The following is a 19,097-nucleotide window of genomic DNA, read 5'->3' as shown; positions in this document are numbered from 1 at the left end:
TCCGGGGAGGCCGCAGACACCATGGCCAGGCAGCGCGAACTGCGCCGCGCGCGGTTGAGTGCCAAACTCGGCGTCAAAATCGCCATGCCTGATTCACGCGACCAAGGCGAGGCCAAGTGAGTGTCACCTGGCGTCCCGCCGCGATCGCCGATCGCATGGACATGCTCGATGCCGCCGAATCACTCGCCTACCAAAAGCGCGATCCGCAAATCTTCATCGCCGCCCTCGCCCAGGATCAGCACATCGGGGACGAGGGCAACCAACTGGACGGCGTAGCCACCTGGCAGAACCTGCCCGGCCTGCCGGGAACGCATGTCTATACCGGGCGTGGCGGGCAATGGGTAATCCTGTACAGGCGCACCGCGCAAGGCGTGGAGATTGAGCGGGTGCGGCTTTCGAGGAGCAACTGGAAGCCGTGAGCCCCTCTGCCACGATAGTTGTCCGCTCCATTGAACCTCCGCCCGAGGGGGCGACTGAAGCACCCCTTGACCATCTACAGCCGTGAACTCAAGGAACAGATCGTCCACAAGATGATGCGGCCAAACCCCAGAGTGTAGCGACGATCCAGCGGGAAACCGGCATTTCCGCACCCACCCTTTGTGCTCGCGCAATCCACCATCCCCGATCACTGGGACGCCAAGACCAAGTTGGCCACCGTGATCCGTGGTGGCGTCACGTGGAGTGGCAGCACCAATCGGACACAGCTGAAAACGTCGCCGCCATCCTTCGCGTATTGCTGCCCATCGTCATCGAGCTGACGATGCGCGGAAGCGAGCAAGACCTCGGCAGCATCGCCTATCCGGTGATTTGACCCACACGAAAGCTGCCTCCCTAACTACGGGACTGCCCGTTCGAATCCACCCCACTGAACGCCACCCCATCTGGATCAACAACATCTGGATCGGCCTTTGGCTGCGTCGTACGCCCCGCAAAAGCACTGTCAAAGTCACCAAGCAGCAAATCATGCACTTGTGAATTGAACAAGGCGTTCAGCGTACCTCTGTGCGCTGCGAGGACATCGGCAAAGCCACCTTTGCCCCCCGCCAGCAGACGAAACTGCTCTTCGCACCACTGCCAGAACCCGGCCAGCCCCCGGCGGAACTCGGACCCAGCCATACTGCAACGGGTCACGGCCAGCACTGGTTTGTCGGCCGCAAGGCAGAGTTCCCGCTCCACTGCAATCGCGAACGGCATAAGGTCCAACACCCCGATCATGAATCGAAGCGCCCGATCTTGCTGCGCCGCACTGGATTTCCCCGAGGAGGAAACCAGCTGCGGCAGCTTCTGCACATAATCAAGCAACTGATGTCGTGCCTCGGCCAGTCGTTCGATCCGATTTTCCGCCTGCCGTTGAACCTCGCTGCGCGGAAGGTTCGGCTGCAATAGCTCCCTCGCAGATCTGACCACGCCGGCGTAATCACTCATGTGATCGAGGTATTCGCGCTCGTCTTGCTGGTCCACAGTCTGCGCAACCTCGCCCACCGCACGCTTCACCTGCTCGATCTTGTCAGCAAGATAAGTTGTCGCCACCACGACAGCGACGACCACCACGGCCGCGCCTATGGCCGTCGCCGAAACCGCCGCCATGTTCGCGCCGCTCATAGCCGAGCCGGAGCGCAGCAACTGCTCGGCGGAAGCAAGCTCCTGCGGATCGATGGGCACCAGCGGCAGATGCTTCACCACGCCGCCGGTAGCCTTGTAGACAACGCCGTTAGATGAGGAAAGGACATACTTTCCTGTCTCCAATCCCTGCAGAATCTCCGGGGAAATTTTCGACACATCCACCTTCAGCGGGCTATACAGCACCGAACTCATACCCGACCTCCCTCATTCATGGGCGCAAGAAGAACCACTCGCCGGATACGGATCACCTCAAGCACGGCAAGCACCGTGACACGGAAAGCTGGCCCAGAGATCTGCGGCGGGACCGATACGCCCAGAGCTGCCGGCTTGGTCAGAACCGACGCTCCCAAAAACAGGGCGCGCTTGCTGAAGCCCTCACCGCGCGCCACCTTCCCCAGAGCTCCAGCGACGGAACCAAGCGAGTGGGCAATCCCTTGCACCAGTTGCAGGTATTTGGCGTGGTTCCGCAGCACCGCATCGCCGTCCGCGCCTTTGGCGAAGCCGTCCATGATCTGGACCAGATCGGCAAACTGGAAATCGTCCATATAGCCAAGAACCAGGCCAACCAGCAGTTGGTCTTCCTGAGTCGTGATGTCGTCGGCCGGCTTGAAATTGAGCTTCAGAAGCTCACGAATATCACCTAGGATTTCCCGATAGGTCACCCCGGTGTAATCCTTGGTCATGCCACGAATCTGGTTGACGATCGTATCGCCGCCAAAGGTCTGCAGTTCCGCAGCAATCGCCTTCCACGCGGCGCGCATATCCCCTTTCTCCACCGCCGCCTTATAGGACGGCTCCTCGAGCAGTTTTTGTGTGTAGCGCTCCTTGCCGTCGGACTCGTCGTGAGTCAGGACGCGCGCCAGGCGTGCTAAATCGTCATGACTGGCCAGGGCCAGTACCGACAAATCTGCGTCTTCACGAAACTTGAGCATGACCACCCCATGTCTTATCGCTGGAAAAAAGCCGGGTCAGCCCCGGCAACTGAATGTGCGCACCGTGTACGAGTCAGGACAGATAGTGCTGCAAGCCCTCGTGATTTGCCCTGCGCAACCACCCCGGCTCCAAAACCCTCACATGCGGTATCCAGTACCGCACCAGCGGCAGGATCTGGTTCTTGTCGCTGATGCGGCTGGTGACGATCAGGCCGCCGTTCTCCAGCTCCTTGTCGATGACCTGCAGCGGCAGCAACTTGCGGCGCTTGAAGTAGTAGGCGACCTGCGGGGCGATGCTGAGCAGGACTTCCGTTTTTTCCTGGCTGAACCAGACGTCGTCGTCTTCGTCGATCTGCCGGTGGATGTCGGCGTCGGGTTCGAAGTTGGTGTCGGCCACGTGCAACTGGCCGATGCGGCTCAGCGAGAACGATTTGAGCGTGCCGGCTTCGGCGGCGGCGAGGTACCAGATGCCTTTGCTGTTGATGAGGCGATAGGGTTCCAGCTCGCGGCGCTTGTCGGCGTAGGTGAGCGTGCAGCAGCGATGGGCGCGGATGGCCTGGTCGAGCTGGCTGAAGGTCTGGTCGTGCGGCTTGAGCGCCTCGTAGTGGTGACCGCGCACGAGGAAGCTGCCTTGGCTCAGGGTGTCGAGCAGGGCGACGAGGAAGCGTGCGCCGCTTTGCGGGAACAGGTCCTCCACGCCGACGAGGCGGGCGAAGTTTTCCAGGTCGCGGGTGCTGAGCTTGCCGCGGTACTCGGGCACGAGGCCGTAACGTCCGCTGGGGTCGCGCTCGACGATGCCGCCGAGGCGATTCAAGTCGCGGTAGACGGTGCGCTCGCTGACGCCGTACTCGGCGGCGAGGTCATCCAGCACCAGCGCCTCGCCCTGGTTGAGCTTGAGCAGGATGCCGGCCAGCCGGTAGGCCAGGGAGTCGTGGTCGGCGTTGGTCATGGCGTTCCTGTCGCACAAACATGACGCCAAGCCTGCCGACCCCCGCTGACAGGTTGTGACAGTACGCGTCCACGGTTGCCGAACACGCCGCCACGGCGCACTGCGCCGTTTGGCCTGCCACTCGTTACGTTGTGTTCCAGCAGCGCGCGCCTCCGCGTTGTGCTGCTGGCTGTTTGCCTGTCCATCCGTAGTCTCCGTTGCCCGCCATCCGGCGGTGGCGCCGCCACTGTCAAGAACATGGCGCCGCAGTCATGGGAGCAAGTTCCTTGCCAACGGGAGCGAGTGGAATGCGACGACCGCGCATGGGCAGCCAATGCCCCAACGCACCCTGTCGGGCAGTCGCCGACGTCAACACTGGGCAGCGGTTGGCACGGACGGATTGGCGATGGAGAGATGGTGCGCCCGGCGGGATTCGAACCCACGACCACCGCCTTCGGAGGGCGGTACTCTATCCAGCTGAGCTACAGGCGCATTGTGTGGCCGCGCGCGGATGGCCGGTGGCCGGACCGCGGGGAGCGGCAGTATAGCCGAGTTGATTGCGCGGCGGCATCCGGGCCGGCGGGAACCGTAGGAGCGCGCTTGCGCGCGATGCTCTTCGTCATGCCGGGAAGAGCATCGCGCGCAAGCGCGCTCCTACGAGTGCCGCGATGGGTGGTGGGCGGTGCCCGCCCTGCGTCAGAGGGGTTTCAGCAGCTCGGCCAGGGTGTCGGGCTTGCTGGTGTCGCGGACCAGGTGCGGGTATTTCAGGCCGTCGTGGTAGGCGATGCGCACGGTCTGGTACTCGTCGAAGTTCTTCACCAGCAGTTCGATGGTGGCGTTGTTGTCCTTGGCCGCGGCGGTGATGGCGTCCTTGAGATCGTCGGCGTCGTAGTCGTGGCCGTTGACGGCGATCACGCTCATGCCGGGGGCGACGCCGGCCTTGAACGCGGGGCCGTCCCACAGCACGTCGGCGATGCTGCCGTCGTTGCCGATCGACAGGCCCAGCGAGTAGGTGAAGTCGGCCTGGTGGCGACGCTTCTCCGCGGCCTTGACCGCGTCGGAGGGCTGGTCGGTGTAGACCAGTTTCCAGCCGTGCGATTCGATGCCGCCGATCAGCGGGCCGTGGCCGTCCAGGCGCGTGCGCAGGTAGCCGGCCCAGTCGAACGGCGCCACGCCATTCAAGGTCCTGACCACGTCATCGAAGGTGTAGGTGTTGACGTTCCACTGGCCGTTGTCCATGCCGAAAAAGGCGCGGGCGAAGTCGTCGATGGAACGCTTGCCGTGGCTGAGTTCGCGCAGCTTGCCGTCGACGTCGAGCCAGATCATCTCGCCGGCGGAGTAGTAATCCTCGCTGGACTGGTAGTTGCGGTACGGCAGCGGCGCGCGCTTGGCGATCACCGGGTCGTTGGTGGTGTCCTGCACGTTGCGCCAGCTGGCCAGGCCGGGACGGCCGCGGTCGTAGGTGGCGGCGACGTAGGCCAGCGTGTCGCGGGTGTGCTCCGCGTTCCACAGGCCCGAACGCGCGGCCATCACCTGGCCCCAGAACTGGGTCTGGCCTTCGTACACCCACAGCAGGCTGTCGCCCATCGGCACGTTGAAGGTCGGCGTGTAGAGGTCCGCGCCGCGGCGGTATTTGCCGTTCCACGAGTGGTTGAACTCGTGCGAGAACAGGTCGCGCGCGGCGACGTTCTTCTTCCACTCGGTGAAGAAATCGGCCGAGGTGCCGTCCTCGCTGGAGCGGTGGTGCTCCAGCCCGATGCCGCTCATCTTGTCGCTCAGCGAGACCAGGAAATCGTAGTGGTCGTAGTGGTGCGCGCCGTACAGCTTGTACATCTGCTGCACCAGGTTGCGGAACGCCTTGAGCTGGTCGGGCGTCACCTCCAGGTACTTCGCCGCGTCGGCGACCAGGTCCAGGTGCACCGGTGCCTTGGCGCCCGGGTCGAGGTCCAGCCGCTTGAAGTGCTTGCCGGCGAAGATCGGCGAGTCGACCAGGTTCTCGTAGTCGATCGGCTTGAAGTGGATGGTGTCGCCCTCGCGCGAGGCGACCTCCAGCGCGGTGCCGGCTTGCCAGCCGGCAGGCAGTTTCACGCTGGCCTGGGCGGGGATCTGGCGCGTGTAGTAGCCGGCCGGGTAGAGCGACACCGCGTTCCACTGCAGGTTGAGCATCTCCGGCGTCATCACCACGCGGCCCTGGCGGCGATCCTGCGGCGACAGGAACTGGAACTGCGCCTCCACCTGGGTCGCCCCTTCCGGCACCACCACGTGGAACGCGAAGACGTCGAGCGAATCGCGCGTCCACGGCAGGGTCTTGCCGTTGGCGGTGACCACCAGCCCGGCCAGCTTGTCGATCGGGCCGGTGGGCGAGTGGTTGCCGGGCAGCCACTGCGGATAAAGCAGGGTCAGCGGGCCGGGCTGCGCCGGGATCACCTCGTGCACGCGGAAGATGCGACGGGCGACGTCGCTGGCGTCCACGCTGATCTTCAGGCTGCCCTGATAGGGCACATTCTGCGCGGCCGGGACATCGGCAATGGCGCTGAAACTGGCCAGCGCCAGGGCACTGGCGGCGACGGCGGCGGCGAGGCGGGTGAACTTCAAGGGCGGCTCCCGGATGATGGAATGAGTTGGCGCCGGCCACGCCGGCCGCGCGGGAAGGCGGCCGGCATGAGCTGGCGACAGGGGCGAACGCGGGCTTTCGATGCTAGTGCGCGCCGCCGGCGCCCACCCCTGCCGAAGGTCACGATCGCCGCGCCCGCATGGCCGCGAGGCGCGTCCTGGCGTTGGCATTCATCGTGCTTTGCTCCACCGCAAACCACTCCGGATATTCCGACCGCCGCCATGCCCGCCCCTGCCCTCCAGCCACAACCCAGCGAAGACGCCGCATTCCGCCGCGACTACGCCGGCTATCTGGCGCAGCGCATGGGGCCGATGATCCACGCGCTGATGGCGGTGGCGCTGTGCGCCTACCTGCTGGCGGTGGTGGTGCGCGGCCTGCTCGGCGCCAGTCCGAACGAGTTGCTGTGGCAGCTGATCCCGGCTCCGCCGATGCTGCTGGTGGTCATCGCCGCGCGGCAGTGCCGCGAGCCGCTGACCCTGCGCATGCTCGCCCTGCTGTGCGTGGTGCTGCTGCAGATCGGCATCAACCTCGCAGGGTTCTGCGGCACGGCCGGCGCGCGCCAGCCGCTGCCGGGCCTGCTGCTGCCGGTGGCCTCGTCGGTGATCTGGTTCGGCCGCTGGGATTTCCTCATCGCGATGGCGCTGTGCGCACTGGGACCGCTGCCGATGCTGCTGCACCTGGGCGACGGCGAGCGCACCTTGCAGTACTCGGTCTACATGGCCATCTCGGTGTCGCTGGCGACGGTGCTGCGCGCGTTCATGGCGCGCACCCTGCTCGAACAGTTCAAGCTGGAGCGCTTGCTGCGCGAACGCGCCGAGACCGACGGCCTCACCGGCGTGCTGCTGCGCAACCGCTTCCTCGACCTGGGCCGCATCGCGCTGCACGAAACGCAGCAACAGCGCCAGCCCATGGCGATGCTGTTTCTGGATGCCGACCACTTCAAGCGGATCAATGACGAATACGGCCATGCCGCCGGCGACGCCGCGCTGGTGGCGCTGGCCGCGCGCTTGCGCACGCAGGCCCGCAGCAACGACCTGATCGGCCGCATCGGCGGCGAGGAATTCGCCATGCTGCTGCCCGGGGTGAACCTGGAGCAGGCGCTGCTGCGCGCCGAGCAACTGCGCCTGGCGGTGGCCGCCAGCCATCACCCGGGCGGACACCTGAGCGCCAGCATCGGCGTGGCGGTATGCACGCCCGGCTGCTGCGACAGCGTCGAGAGCCTGCTGGCCCGCGCCGACCTGGCGATGCGCCAGGCCAAGCGCGAAGGCCGCGACCGGGTGGTCACGGCCCTCGCCAGCGCCTGAGCGGTTGTGATTCTTCAACCTCTCAGGCCGGCCATGGCGAGGGCATGGATGCCCGAGTTGAGGCAACGCAGGAGCAGTTGCCCGATGGCCGGACATGAAGAAGTCACGCAAGTGACTGTTCCATGTGAGCGAGTCCGGGCATGTACCGGACTCGCGATAGAAGAAAACTACAGGAAGTGGTTTTCTTCACAGACCCCGAGCCGGATCAGGGCTCGCCGGTGGCGAGCTTGCTGTGGCGCATGCCGTAGAAGAAGTAGATCGCCAGGCCGATCGCCATCCAGATCACGAAGCGCCACATGGTGACGATGTCCAGCCCGCCGATCATGTGGAACTGGCCGTCGGTGACCCACGGCCAGCCGATGATCAGGAACAGCGAGAACACGATGCCCAGCGGCGCCAGCAGCCACAACGCCGGCGTGCGGAAGCGCCGCTCCAGCTCCGGCTGGCGGATGCGCAGGATCAGCACCGAGGCGCAGATCACGATGAACGCGGATAAGGTGCCGATGTTCACCAGTTCGGCCAGCTCGCGGATCGGCAGCAGGCCCGCCGCCAGCGCGGTGAACACGCCGAGCGCGATGGTCGGGCGGTGCGGCGTGCCGTATTTCGGGTGCGACTTGGCGAACCACGCCGGCAGCAGGCCGTCGCGCGCCAGCGCGAACCAGATGCGCGCCGCGCCCAGCATGAAGGCGAACACCACACTGGCGATGCCGCACACCGCGGCGACGTTGATGATGCCGCTGACCCAGTGCAGGTCGCGCGCGGCGAACACCGCGCTGACCGGCGCCGAGCTGGCCAGGATCATCTCCGAGCACTGCCCGGCGACCTCAGACGGATCCACGCAGCCGTTGTACGGCACCATGCCGGTGAGCACCAGCGAGATGGCCAGGTACATCGCCATCGCCACGCCCAGCGAGGCGATCACCGCCAGCGGCAGGTCGCGTTGCGGGTTCTTCGACTCTTCCGCCGCGGTGGTCAGCGTGTCGTAGCCGAATACCGCGAAGAACACGATGCTGGCCGCCGCCAGCATGCCGCTCACGCCGTAGCGCGTGCCGCCGGTGGCCGCCGCGTCGTGCACCAGCGGCGGGACGAACGGGGTCCAGTTGGCCGTGTTCACGTAGAACGCACCCACCACCACCACCACGATCACGCCGAGCACCTTGAGCGCCACCACCACCGTATTGAAGCGCGCGCCGACCTCGGTGCGTGCCACCTGCAGCGCGGCCACGCCCAGCGCCACCAGCATCGCGATCAGGTTGATGCCGCGCCCGCTGTCCGGATGCGCCGGGTCGTAGGCCGCCTGCAGGAACACCGGCAGGTGCAGGCCGGTGATCTGGGCGATCAGCGATTGCAGGTAGTTCGACGTACCCGCCGCGACCACGCCCACGATCAGCGCGTACTCCACCAGCAGGTCCCAGCCGATGATCCAGGCAGGCAATTCGCCCAGCACCGCATAGCCGTAGGTGTAGGCGCTGCCGGTGACCGGGATCATGCCGGCGAACTCGGCGTAGGACAGCGCCGCGCAGGCGCTGCCGATGCCGGCCACCAGGAAGCTCAGGATGATCGCCGGCCCGGCGTTCAACGCCGCCTCGTTCGGCGCCAGCACGAACACGCCCACGCCCACGATCGCGCCCACCCCGATCGCGGTGAGCTGCCACACGCCCATGGTGCGGCGGAAATCCCGGCTGGCGCCTGCCTCGGCCTGCAGTTGCGCGACCGACTTGCTGCGTATCAGTTTGCTGAAGAAACCCATAGGGTGCTCCCCTTGAAATCAGCGCACAGCATAACAAGTCGCGCCCATCTGGCCAGGCGGCTGCATGGCGGCGTGCCGTTTGGACGTCCAAATGCGTGCCGTGCACACGCGTACCCCTGTGCGTGGTGCCCTTGGCCGGTATTCGGTATTCGGTATTCGGGGTTCGGAGAAGCATCGGCTCCCACAACCGTTCGGGCTGAGCGTAGCCGCGCAGCGGCGAAGTCGAAGCCGTGCGACAGCCCCGCCCTTCGACTCCGCCGCTGCGCGGCTACGCTCAGGGTGAACGGCGAGGGGTGGGAGTCACCCGTAGGGCGGGCACTGCCCGCCGCTTGTTGCCACGAACCGTGGACGGGCGGCGGGCACTGCCCGCTCTACAGGTTGGAGGCGGCGTGCAGCGGTCCACGCGGGCGCAGGCCGGCCAGCCAAGGCAGCGCGACGGCGCTGGCGCCGAACAGCACGACGATCGCCGCGGCAACGCGTTCGTCGAGCGGGTCGACGCCGAACCAGCGGCCGAGCAGCAGCGGCACCATCGCGGTCAGCACGGTGCGCAGGCCCTCCAGCCAGAACGCGACGCGACGGCCTTCCATCAGTGCGCCGATCACGCACAGGCTGGCCACCATGTACAGCGCATAGCCGAACAAGGTGGCGAAGTCCGCGTGCGCGGTGAGCCCCAGGAAATGCGTGGCCATGCCCAGCAGCAGGGCAAACTGCAGCAGGCAGTACGCGGCCATCGCCGGCGCCATCGGCGGGTCGTAGACGGCGCGATGAATGTCGTACGCGGGCTTGGGGAAGCGCGCGGCCACGTCGGCGGGGCGCCAGCCGGGCCGACGGAACCACACCTGCAGCTTGTCGCGCCAGCGCCGCGCATGCCACGCATCGACCGCCGCCGCCCAATACACCTCGGCGTTCGCCCACAGCGGGTTCCAGCTGCGCAGCGGCGCGCGGGTGCCGTAGACCGGCTTGTCGGCGTCGTCCTCCTCGACGAAGGTGCCGAACAGGCGATCCCACACGATCAGGATGCCGCCGTAGTTGTGGTCGAGGTAGCGGTCGTTGGTGGCGTGGTGCGCACGATGGTTGGATGGCGAGCAGAACACGCGGTCGAACCAGCCCAGCTTGCCGACCTGCTCGGTGTGCACCCAGAACTGGTACAGCAGGTCGATCAGCGCCACCGCCACGAACACTTCCAGCGGATAGCCGAGCAGCGCCATCGGCAGGTAGAAGATCCAGCCGAGCAGGCCACCAGTACTGGTCTGGCGCAGCGCGGTGGAGAGGTTGTACTGCTCGCTCTGGTGGTGCACCACGTGCGCCGCCCACAGGATGTTCACCTCGTGCCCCATCCGGTGCAGCCAGTAATAGAGCAGGTCGTACAGCAGCAGCGCGCTGATCCACACCCACAGGCTGTGCGCCGGCAGCGCGAACAGCGCCAGGTGCTCGACGCACCACGCATAGATGCCCAGCGTGAGCAGCTTGGTGAACACCCCGGCGATCTGCGACATCACGCCCAGGCCGATGCTGTTGACGGTGTCGTTGCCGCGATAGACGCGCTGGCCGCGCACGCGCGCGACGATGAACTCCAGCGCGATCAACGCGAAGAAGAACGGCGTCGCCCAGGTGATGATGAGCTCGGAGGTATTCATGCCGTCGATGCCTGCGTCACGCCCGCCATGCCATCGTCCCGCGCCACCGAGCGGGCGATGAACCACACCGCCGCGTAGTAGCTGCCGAGCACCCACACCGCGGCCAGCGGCAGCGCGCCGTGGAAGCGGTCCCAGGCCAGCAGGCTGTCGCCGAGCATGAACAGCGCTCCGCCGATCGCCGCACGCCGCGCCGGCCGCGCCAGCACGTCGCCGGCGTGTACCCAGGCGCGCGCCAGTGCCTGCGCCGCCATCGCCGCCAGCACCAGCGCATAGACCACCACCGCGCCGCGCAGCGCCGGCGGTATGGACGGCCAAAGCCACGCCAGGTTCAGCGCCGCCAGCAGCAGGCAGCCGAGCCAGGCCAGCGGGCGCGTGCCCAGGCGGCTGTCGCCGAGAAAGCCGCTGATGAAGTAGAGATGGCCGATGAGAAAGGCCACCAGGCCGGCCACGAACAGATCCGCCGGCCACATCAGCAACACGTCGCCGAGCAGCGAACAGATCAACCCGACCACGATCCGGCGCCGATAGCGCGACGTGATCGGCGGCCACGCCAGCGCCGCGACGATCACCAGCACGGTGGCCAGCGGCTTGGCTATCCAGTGCAGCCATTGCCACGCGTCGGCGCCTTCGCCGAGCGCGCCGCCGAGCATGGCGGCAAGCGCAGCGCACGCCACCATCGGCGCGAGGGCGCGGCGAAACGCGGGAGACGTGCTGGCGACAATGGACATGGGCGACGGGCGTCGTGGCGACGACGCGATCATAGCGAGCTTTCGCCCTGCGCGGCCTGCACGAGCGCGTCGACCGCCTGCCGCCCGCTGGCCGGATCGTCGGTGAAGAACGCATCGATGCCGGCGTCGAGGTAGGCGCCGATCTGCGCGACCAGGCCGGCGCGGTGGCGCGCGTGCGGATCGTCGCCGCGGCGGAACACCGGGGCGAGGAAGGTGTTCTCCGGTCGGAACGTCCACGGATGCACTTCCAGCCCGACCGCGTGCGCGTCATGCACCAGGCGCGTCGGCGGATCGAGGCGGCCATCGGCGTTCCACGGGATGACCGCGCGCAGCTCCGGGCCGATCGCATCGGCGTAACCGGCGACCTCGCGCAAGCCGTCCGCGGTCATCATCCGCGCGTAATCGAGCGTGTCGCCGGCGGCCACCACGTCGTACGGCTGCGCCGGCGGCACGTCGAGCAGTTGCAGCAAGCGGATGTTCGGGTGCGCGGTGCCGAGCCGTTCGCGCAGGTAGCGCAGGTTGCCGATCTCGAAGGACTGGATCTCCACCGTCGCCGTGCGCGTGTGCGCATGCCCGGCGAGCGTGGCCAGCAGCAGGTCTTCCAGCGGCAGGCCGAGCGCGCGGAAATGGGTGCCGTGCTTGATCTCCGGCACGATGCCGATGAGCCGTCCGCAGGCGGCGGATTCGGCGGCGGCAAGCTCGATCACTTCTTCCAGCGTGGCGATCGGCAACTGGCCGTCGTGCGCGGTGCCGCGCAACTGCGGCAGGCGTTCGCGCGCGCGCAGCGTCTTCAGCTCGGCCAGGGTGAAGTCCTCGGTGAACCAGCCCGTCACCGCCACGCCGTCGATGTGCCGGGTCGCGCGGCGCGCGGCGAACTCGCGCCGCGCGCCCACGTCAGTGGTGCCGCCGATCTCGTTCTCGTGGCGCACCACCAGCACGCCGTCGCGGCTCATCACCAGATCCGGCTCGATGAAATCCGCGCCATCGGCGATCGCGCGCGCGTACGACGCCAGGGTGTGCTCCGGCTGCCATGCCGGCGCACCGCGATGGCCGATCACGCCGACGCGCGCGGCCAGCGGTTTTTCGCGAGGCGTGGAGACCATCGGCACGGCGCACTCCGCAACGGATCGGGAGGCCAGCATAGCCGCGCGTGGCGGAAACCTCAGTCCGGCCGATACATCTGCTTGTACACGCGGCTCACCTGCTGCTGCAGGTCGCCCGACTGCCGCGCCTCGTCGAAGGCGTCGTTGATCTGCCGCTCGCTCTGGTGCAGCGTGCGCAGGAACAGGCGCTCCTCCGGCGACAGCCCCAGCGCGTCCATCTGCCGCTCCAGCGCAGCGGCGGCGCACACGGCGGCGTCGCTCGGCGGGGGCGTAACGGCATCGGGAAGGCGGCGAGTCATGTCCATGGTGAAGCAAGACGCTTGCCAGCAGGCCGCCGATCGCGCCAACGCAGGCCTGGCGCGTGGTGCGGGCGCCCGGCCGGCCCGTGCGACTGCCCCCGGGCGACAACCGCGAACCCCCGCCTGCCGCCCACGGTCATCACGAAGCTGAACGCGGTCGCTCACTCGTACACGTGCAGCCGGTCGAACACCCACGCGTAATAGGACGGCAGCAGCCCCGGCACGGTGCAGTCGTCGTAGCGGCCATCGCAACGATCGCGCAGGCGACTGGAGGCGGCGAAGTACGCATCCTGCGGCAAGCCCGCCGCCTGCAGCACCATGCCGGGCAGGAACGCGATGTCGAGCATCGGATACCGCGGCAGCGCCGGCCCGGCGAAATTGCTCTTGACCATGTAGTAGGTGAGGTAGTCGCGATACGGCTGCAGCGCCGGCGGCAGGCTGCGCGGCAGGTCGCGGATCATGCCGCCGAAGGACGGCTGGTGGTCGCCGAAGTGCATCAGCACGGTCGGCTGCGGGCGGTCGAGGAAGTCGTGCTCCAGCGCGCGCATGGCCAGGTCCGAGTCGTGCAGCCGCGCCAGGTAGGTGTCGAAGTTGAGCGCCACCGCCGGCTTCAGCCCCGGCAGCAGGTTGCGGAACGCCGGCGGCAGCGACGACATCGGGTCCTCGTCGTGCGGGCCGTGCTGGTTCAGGGTGAGGATCATGATGAACACCGGTTGCCCCGGCCGCTTCACCTTGTCGTAGGTGCGCTTGGCCGCGGCGAACATCTGCCGGTCGCTCTCCTCCCACTCGACCAGGCCCAGCTCGTTGACGTCGTACAGGTGATCGAAGCCGTAGTCGCGATACGCGTTGCGGCCGTTGATGAAACTGCCGACGGTGGGATAGATCGCGATGGTGCGGTAGCCCAGGCGGCGCAGCAGTTGCGGCAGCGAATCGCGCACGTGCGGCGCCAGCACGTAGGGCGCGTACATGCCGCCGGGGCCGAAGATGTCCTGCGGCATGCCGGTCAGGCTGGCGAACTCGCTGACCCAGGTGCCGCCGCCGAACGTATGCGTGCGCAGCACGCCGCTGCCGCGGGTGCGCGCATCGGTCTTGAACATCGCCGCGCGGCAGGCCGGCACGCTGCAGTCGGTGAAGTTGGCCGGGTCGAACGTGCTCTCCTCCAGCACCTGCACGATGTCCGGGTACGGCGGCGGGCGATTGGACGGCAGCCCCTGCGCGGCCGCACCCCACACGCGCTCCGCCTCGCCGTCGCCGCTCATCGGTGGCAACCGCACCGCCGCGTCGCGGAAGCTGACGAAGAAGTTGGTCAGGTGCGCGTCGTCGGAGAGCTTCTCCCAGGTGTTGCGCGCGTGCACCCCGGCAAACGGACCGCCCGGCCACATGCACCACCACCACGCCGACGCGCCCAGCAGCAGCCCCGCGCCGCGCAACAGCCACGCCGGCCGCGCGCGCCAGGTGGCGAACACGCGCCAGTCCCAGCGCCAGGTGAGGTAGAGCAGCGGCGGCAGCAGCACCAGCAGGCCGATGCCGAGCAGGTAGAGGTGGGGATAGTGGCGCAAGGTGTCGAGCAGGCTGCTGCGCACGTAGTAGACAAAGTCCGCCGGCATCAGCTGCTCGTCGAGGTAGCGCAGCTTCATCACCGCGATGAACTTCAGCGCGACGAACAAGCTGCCGGCGAGCAGCAGCGCGCTGGCGAAGCGCGCCAGCACGGCCATCAGCACCACGGCGCTGCAAAGCATCAGCGAGGTGACAAACACGCGTTGCAGCGGCAGCGGCTCGCGCCAGGCCGTGCATGCCACGCACAGCACGAACAGCAGCACGGCCCCCGCACACACCGCCGGGCCGCGGACGCGGCGCCATGGAATCGAACGCATGAGCTGAGCCATCCCCCTGCAGGACCGAGCCTGCAACCGCATCTTACGACCTCGTCGGGCACCGCGGCAGCCGTCCGATCTGCTAGCTTTGGCCGTCCCCTCAGCGGCTGTTCCCGGAACCTTCATGTCCGTCCGATCCACCCCGTTCGCCCTCCCCCTGCTGGCGCTGGCCGCACTGGCGCTGGCCGGCTGCTCCGCGCTGCCGTGGCGCTCCGGCCGCGTGCCCGACGGCGCCCGCGCGCAGGTGGCGATCCTGGAAACCACCGACATCCACGCCACCGTGCTCAGCTACGACTACTACCGGCTGAAGGACGATCCCACGGTCGGCTTCGAGCGCACCGCCACGCTGATCCGGCGTGCGCGCGCCGAGTACCCCAACCATTTCCTGTTCGATTCGGGCGACACCATCCAGGGCAGCGTGCTGGCTGACTACCAGGCGCTGGTCAAGCCGGTGGCCTGCGACCAGGAACTGGCGGTGTACCGCGCGATGGACGCGGTCGGCTACGACGGCGGCACGCCCGGCAACCACGAGTTCAACTACGGGCTGGGCTTCCTGTCCCAGGTCACCGGGACGCCGATGAACGTCGACGGCAGCCGCAGCACGCATTGCGCCGGGCCGCATTTCCCGCTGGTGCTGGCCAACGCCTACAGCGCACGCGACGGCGCGCCGATCTTCAAGCCGTGGACGATCGTGCAGAAGACCATCGACGCCTACACGCCCGACGGCAGCCACATCAGGGTGCCGCTGAAGGTCGGCATCATCGGCTTCACCCCGCCGCCGATCATGCAGTGGGACCAGCACCACCTGGCCGGCAAGGTCACCGTCGCCGGCGTGGTCGAGGCCGCGCGCAAATACCTGCCCGAACTGCAGGCGCAACATCCCGACCTGGTCGTGGCGTTGCTGCACGGCGGCCTGGACACCCACCCCTACACCAGCGACATGGAGAACGCCGGCTGGTACCTGGCCGGCGTGCCCGGCATCGACGTGCTGCTGCTCGGCCACTCGCACACCGAATTCCCCGGCCCGCGCTACGCCGGCATGAAGGACGTCGACGCCCGCCGCGGTTTCGTGCGCAACGTGCCGGCGGTGATGGGCGGCTTCTTCGGCAAGGACCTGGGCCTGGTCGCGCTGGTGCTCAACCGCCAGGACGGCCGCTGGGTGGTCGACCGGGACAACAGCCACAGCGAGGTGCGGCCGATCTGCAAGGACAAGCACGACTGCGTGCCGGCGGACCCCGCGATCGCGCCACTGGTGGCGGGCGTGCAGCAGGCCGCGGTCGCCTACGTCAACACGCCGATCGGCACGAGCGCGCTGCGCATGAGCAGCTACTTCGCCGACGAGGGCAACATGACCGCGCTGGCGCCGGTCAATGCCGCGCAGATCGACTACGTGCGCCGCGAACTGCCGCTCACCCATCCCGAGCTGGCCGACGTGCCGGTGCTCGGGGCCGCTGCCGCGTTCCGCACCGGCTTCGGCGGCCCGGCCGACTACACCGACGTGGCCGCCGGCCCGCTGACCCTGCGCAGCGCCGCCGACCTGTACTTCTATCCCAACACGCTGGCCGCGGTGAAGATCGACGGCGCCGGCCTGAAGGCCTGGCTGGAGCAGTCCGCGCGGCGCTTCAACCGCATCGACCCGGAGCAGACCGGCGAGCAGGCGCTGATCAACAGCCGCTACACCGGCTACAACTTCGACCAGATCCAGGGCGGCATCCACTACGTGATCGACGTGTCCAGGCCGGCCGGCGAGCGCATCACCACGCTCACCTTCCACGGCAAGCCGGTCGCGCCGACGCAGCCGTTCGTCGTGGTCACCAACAACTACCGCGCCAGCGGCGGCGGCCACTTCCCCGGCCTGGACGGCAGCAACATCGTGCTGGCCGCGCCCGACGGCACGCGCGAGATCCTGGCCCACTGGATCGAGCGCAAGCAGCACCTCGACGCGGCCGACCTCGAAGCCACCTCCTGGCGGTTCGCCCCGCTGAAGACGCACGGTCCGGTGGTGTTCACCGGCGCGGCGAACAAGCTCGATGTGGCGAAAGCGGCAGGGCTGCACAACATCCGGCAGCTCAAGGACAACGGCGACGGCACGGCGGTGTACGCGGTCGACCTGTCGCACTGAAAGCGGCCAGGCCCGTTGCCGCGCCGCAACGGGCTTGCGCGCGGCGCAGCGCTGTTCCAATGTGCGCGGATGATCGATCGCCCCTCCCCGCCCGCGTGCGCAAGTTCCTGCTGAATCACCGCAAGCTCCTCGGCCTCGCCCTGCTGCTGATGCTGGCGCAGGCGGCCTGCGCGCAGCCGCCCACGGTGCAGTTGCAGGAACTGACCTGGACCGAGTTGCGCGCGCGCATCGAGACCGGCAGCACCACCGTCATCATCCCGATCGGCGGTACCGAGCAGAGCGGGCCGTATATCGCGCTGGGCAAGCACAACGCGCGCGCCGCGGCGCTGGCCGAGCGGATCGCGCGCGCGCTGGGCAACGCGCTGGTGGCGCCGGTGGTCGCCTACGTGCCCGAGGGCAACATCGCGCCGCCGAGCGGGCACATGCGTTTTCCCGGCACCATCACGGTGCCCGATGCCGCGTTCGAGCAGATGCTGGCGTCGGCGGCCGAAAGCCTGGCCGCGCACGGCTTTCGCCACGTCGTGCTGCTCGGCGACCACGGCGGCTACCAGCGCGACCTGCGCCGCGTGGTGGACCAGCTCAACAAGCACTGGGCCGGTTCGCCCAAGCGCGCGTTCGCGCCGCCGGAATACTACGCCGCCAGCTCCACCGGCTACGCCGCGCTGCTGCGCCGGCGCGGTTACCGCGACGACGAGATCGGCACCCACGCGGCGCTCGCCGACACCTCGCTTCAGCTGGCAGTCGCACCGTCGATGGTGCGCGCCGATACACTGCGCCACGCGAGCGCGCCGGGCGCGGCCGACGGCGTCTACGGCGGCGACCCGCGTCGCGCCACCGCCGCGCTGGGCCAGCTCGGCGTGGACCTGATCGTGGCGCAGACGGTCGAGGCGATCCGCAAGGACGTCGCTGGACACTGACCTGCCCGCACCCCCAACCGACATTCGTGGACCGGACATGCTGCCGAGGACTTTCACCATCAACGCACACCGCTCTCACCCGCGCCGTCGCGCCGGCTTCGCCCTGCTCGCCTGGCTCGCCAGCGGCGCGGCGTTCGCCGGCGGCGTGCAGACCGTCGCCGGCATGCCGCCGGTGACCAACCCGGCCAACCTCTATGGCGATGCCGGCGTCAACATGCTCAGCCCCGCGGTGGCCGGCGCGCTGGCGCGCATCTACGTGCCCAACCTGCGCTCGGACAGCGTCAGCGTGATCGACCCGGTGACGTTCAAGGTGGTCGACACCTTCAAGGTGGGCCGCAGCCCGCAGCACGTGGTGCCGGCCTACGACCTGCGCACGCTGTGGGTCACCAACAACGCCGAGGACCGCCCCGACGGCAGCCTCACCCCGATCGACCCGACCACCGGCAAGCCCGGCCAGGCGGTGGCGGTCGACGACCCGTACAACATGTACTTCAGCCCGGACGGCAAGCAGGCCATCGTGGTTGCCGAGGAAGACGCCCGGCTCGATTTCCGCGACCCGCACACCATGGCGCTGCAGTTCCGCCTGCCGGTGCCCGGCTGCAAGGGCATCAACCACGCCGACTTTTCCATCGACGGGCGCTACGCGATCTTCACCTGCGAGTTCGGCGGCAAGCTGGCCAAGATCGACATGGCCGCGCACAAGGTGCTCGGCTACCTGCCGCTGAAACACCGCGGCATGCCGCAGGACATCCGCGTCTCGCCCGACGGCAAGGTGTTCTACGTCGCCGACATGATGGCCGACGGCGTCTACCTGATCGACGGCGACAGCTTCACCAAGATCGGCTTCATCGCCACCGGCATCGGCACCCACGGCCTCTACCCCAGCCGCGACGGCACGCGCCTGTACGTGGCCAACCGCGGCACGCACAAGATCCACGGTCCACGCAAGGGCAAGGGCAGCGTCTCGGTGATCGACTTCGCCACCCGCCAGGTCGTCGCCACCTGGCCGATCCCCCACGGCGGCAGCCCCGACATGGGCAACGTCAGCGCCGACGGCCGCATGCTGTGGCTCTCCGGCCGCTTCGACGACGTCGTCTACGCCATCGACACCACCACCGGCAAGGTGCGCAAGATCAAGGTCGGCATGGAACCGCATGGCCTCACCGTGTGGCCGCAGCCGGGGCGGTATTCGTTGGGGCATACGGGGATCATGCGGTAGGGCGCACCCTGCTCGTCATTCCAGCGAAAGCTGGATCCAGCGCCTTC

16 protein-coding genes and 1 tRNA gene are annotated in these 19,097 nt (G+C 68.0%); 6 read left to right on the top strand and 11 right to left on the bottom strand.

Annotation, left to right across the window (positions count from 1 at the left end; all coding sequences use genetic code 11):
* Nucleotides 1-155: 155 nt before the first annotated feature.
* Together ACVCL3_RS12225 and ACVCL3_RS12220 are read left to right on the top strand one after the other, a co-directional pair.
* On the top strand, nucleotides 156-419 hold the full coding sequence (locus ACVCL3_RS12225) for a plasmid stabilization protein (protein ID WP_447101432.1): 264 nt from the start codon (nucleotides 156-158) through the stop codon (nucleotides 417-419).
* A gap of 257 nt (nucleotides 420-676) precedes the next feature.
* The gene (locus ACVCL3_RS12220; protein ID WP_447101431.1) at nucleotides 677-811 is read left to right on the top strand and encodes a hypothetical protein; all 135 of its coding nucleotides are present in this window, start codon (nucleotides 677-679) and stop codon (nucleotides 809-811) included.
* 20 nt (nucleotides 812-831) lie between these two features.
* Here the strand turns inward: ACVCL3_RS12220 and ACVCL3_RS12215 are convergent, their stop codons facing one another.
* The 5 genes from ACVCL3_RS12215 to ACVCL3_RS12195 form a co-directional block, all read right to left on the bottom strand.
* Nucleotides 832-1,815 carry a hypothetical protein gene (locus ACVCL3_RS12215; RefSeq protein ID WP_447101430.1) on the bottom strand — a complete coding sequence of 328 codons (984 nt, stop codon included), beginning with the start codon at nucleotides 1,813-1,815 and terminating at the stop codon, nucleotides 832-834.
* Nucleotides 1,812-2,555, bottom strand: a complete 744-nt coding sequence (locus ACVCL3_RS12210) for a DUF3944 domain-containing protein (protein ID WP_447101429.1) — start codon at nucleotides 2,553-2,555, stop codon at nucleotides 1,812-1,814. The genes ACVCL3_RS12215 and ACVCL3_RS12210 overlap by 4 nt, the downstream gene beginning before the upstream one ends.
* Before the next feature lie 73 nt (nucleotides 2,556-2,628).
* A complete protein-coding gene (locus ACVCL3_RS12205; protein WP_447101428.1) occupies nucleotides 2,629-3,504 on the bottom strand; it encodes a helix-turn-helix transcriptional regulator in 876 nt (291 codons plus the stop codon).
* A gap of 394 nt (nucleotides 3,505-3,898) precedes the next feature.
* Nucleotides 3,899-3,975 (bottom strand) — tRNA-Arg (locus ACVCL3_RS12200).
* A gap of 204 nt (nucleotides 3,976-4,179) precedes the next feature.
* A complete protein-coding gene (locus ACVCL3_RS12195; protein WP_447101427.1) occupies nucleotides 4,180-6,078 on the bottom strand; it encodes a M61 family metallopeptidase in 1,899 nt (632 codons plus the stop codon).
* Nucleotides 6,079-6,318: 240 nt separating this feature from the next.
* On the opposite strand from ACVCL3_RS12195, the gene ACVCL3_RS12190 reads away from it, so the two are divergent.
* Nucleotides 6,319-7,401, top strand: coding sequence for a GGDEF domain-containing protein (locus ACVCL3_RS12190; RefSeq protein ID WP_395120531.1), 1,083 nt, complete (start codon nucleotides 6,319-6,321; stop codon nucleotides 7,399-7,401).
* Between the two features lie 205 nt (nucleotides 7,402-7,606).
* On the opposite strand, the gene ACVCL3_RS12185 is transcribed toward ACVCL3_RS12190, so the two are convergent.
* The 6 genes from ACVCL3_RS12185 to ACVCL3_RS12160 all read right to left on the bottom strand — a co-directional run bounded on the left by ACVCL3_RS12185 (nucleotide 7,607) and on the right by ACVCL3_RS12160 (nucleotide 14,792).
* Nucleotides 7,607-9,151, bottom strand: a complete 1,545-nt coding sequence (locus ACVCL3_RS12185; protein WP_447097824.1) for an amino acid permease — start codon at nucleotides 9,149-9,151, stop codon at nucleotides 7,607-7,609.
* A 371-nt stretch (nucleotides 9,152-9,522) separates the two neighbouring features.
* Nucleotides 9,523-10,788, bottom strand: a complete 1,266-nt coding sequence (locus ACVCL3_RS12180; RefSeq protein WP_447101426.1) for a sterol desaturase family protein — start codon at nucleotides 10,786-10,788, stop codon at nucleotides 9,523-9,525.
* Entirely contained in the window at nucleotides 10,785-11,516 is a 732-nt protein-coding gene (locus tag ACVCL3_RS12175) for a lysoplasmalogenase (RefSeq protein ID WP_447097822.1), read from the bottom strand. Before ACVCL3_RS12175 ends, ACVCL3_RS12180 begins: the two co-directional genes overlap by 4 nt.
* Before the next feature lie 29 nt (nucleotides 11,517-11,545).
* Nucleotides 11,546-12,619: a glycerophosphodiester phosphodiesterase family protein gene (locus ACVCL3_RS12170; RefSeq protein ID WP_447101525.1), complete on the bottom strand. Its 1,074-nt coding sequence runs from the start codon at nucleotides 12,617-12,619 to the stop codon at nucleotides 11,546-11,548.
* A gap of 59 nt (nucleotides 12,620-12,678) precedes the next feature.
* Entirely contained in the window at nucleotides 12,679-12,918 is a 240-nt protein-coding gene (locus ACVCL3_RS12165; protein ID WP_395120538.1) for a hypothetical protein, read from the bottom strand.
* Nucleotides 12,919-13,079: 161 nt separating this feature from the next.
* Nucleotides 13,080-14,792 carry an LTA synthase family protein gene (locus ACVCL3_RS12160; protein ID WP_447101425.1) on the bottom strand — a complete coding sequence of 571 codons (1,713 nt, stop codon included), beginning with the start codon at nucleotides 14,790-14,792 and terminating at the stop codon, nucleotides 13,080-13,082.
* 124 nt (nucleotides 14,793-14,916) lie between these two features.
* On the opposite strand from ACVCL3_RS12160, the gene ACVCL3_RS12155 reads away from it, so the two are divergent.
* From ACVCL3_RS12155 to ACVCL3_RS12145, 3 genes are all read left to right on the top strand, one after another.
* Nucleotides 14,917-16,914 (top strand): bifunctional 2',3'-cyclic-nucleotide 2'-phosphodiesterase/3'-nucleotidase, encoded by a 1,998-nt coding sequence (locus tag ACVCL3_RS12155; protein ID WP_447101424.1) that lies wholly within the window; start codon nucleotides 14,917-14,919, stop codon nucleotides 16,912-16,914.
* A 95-nt stretch (nucleotides 16,915-17,009) separates the two neighbouring features.
* Complete coding sequence (locus ACVCL3_RS12150; RefSeq protein WP_447101423.1) at nucleotides 17,010-17,831, top strand: creatininase family protein; 822 nt, start codon at nucleotides 17,010-17,012, stop codon at nucleotides 17,829-17,831.
* Between the two features lie 37 nt (nucleotides 17,832-17,868).
* Nucleotides 17,869-19,050, top strand: a complete 1,182-nt coding sequence (locus tag ACVCL3_RS12145; RefSeq protein ID WP_447101422.1) for a YVTN family beta-propeller repeat protein — start codon at nucleotides 17,869-17,871, stop codon at nucleotides 19,048-19,050.
* The last annotated feature ends 47 nt before the right edge of the window (nucleotides 19,051-19,097 follow it).

This window comes from Rhodanobacter sp. UC4437_H4 (genome assembly GCF_052978425.1).
This window is presented reverse-complemented; position numbering and strand designations above follow the sequence as displayed.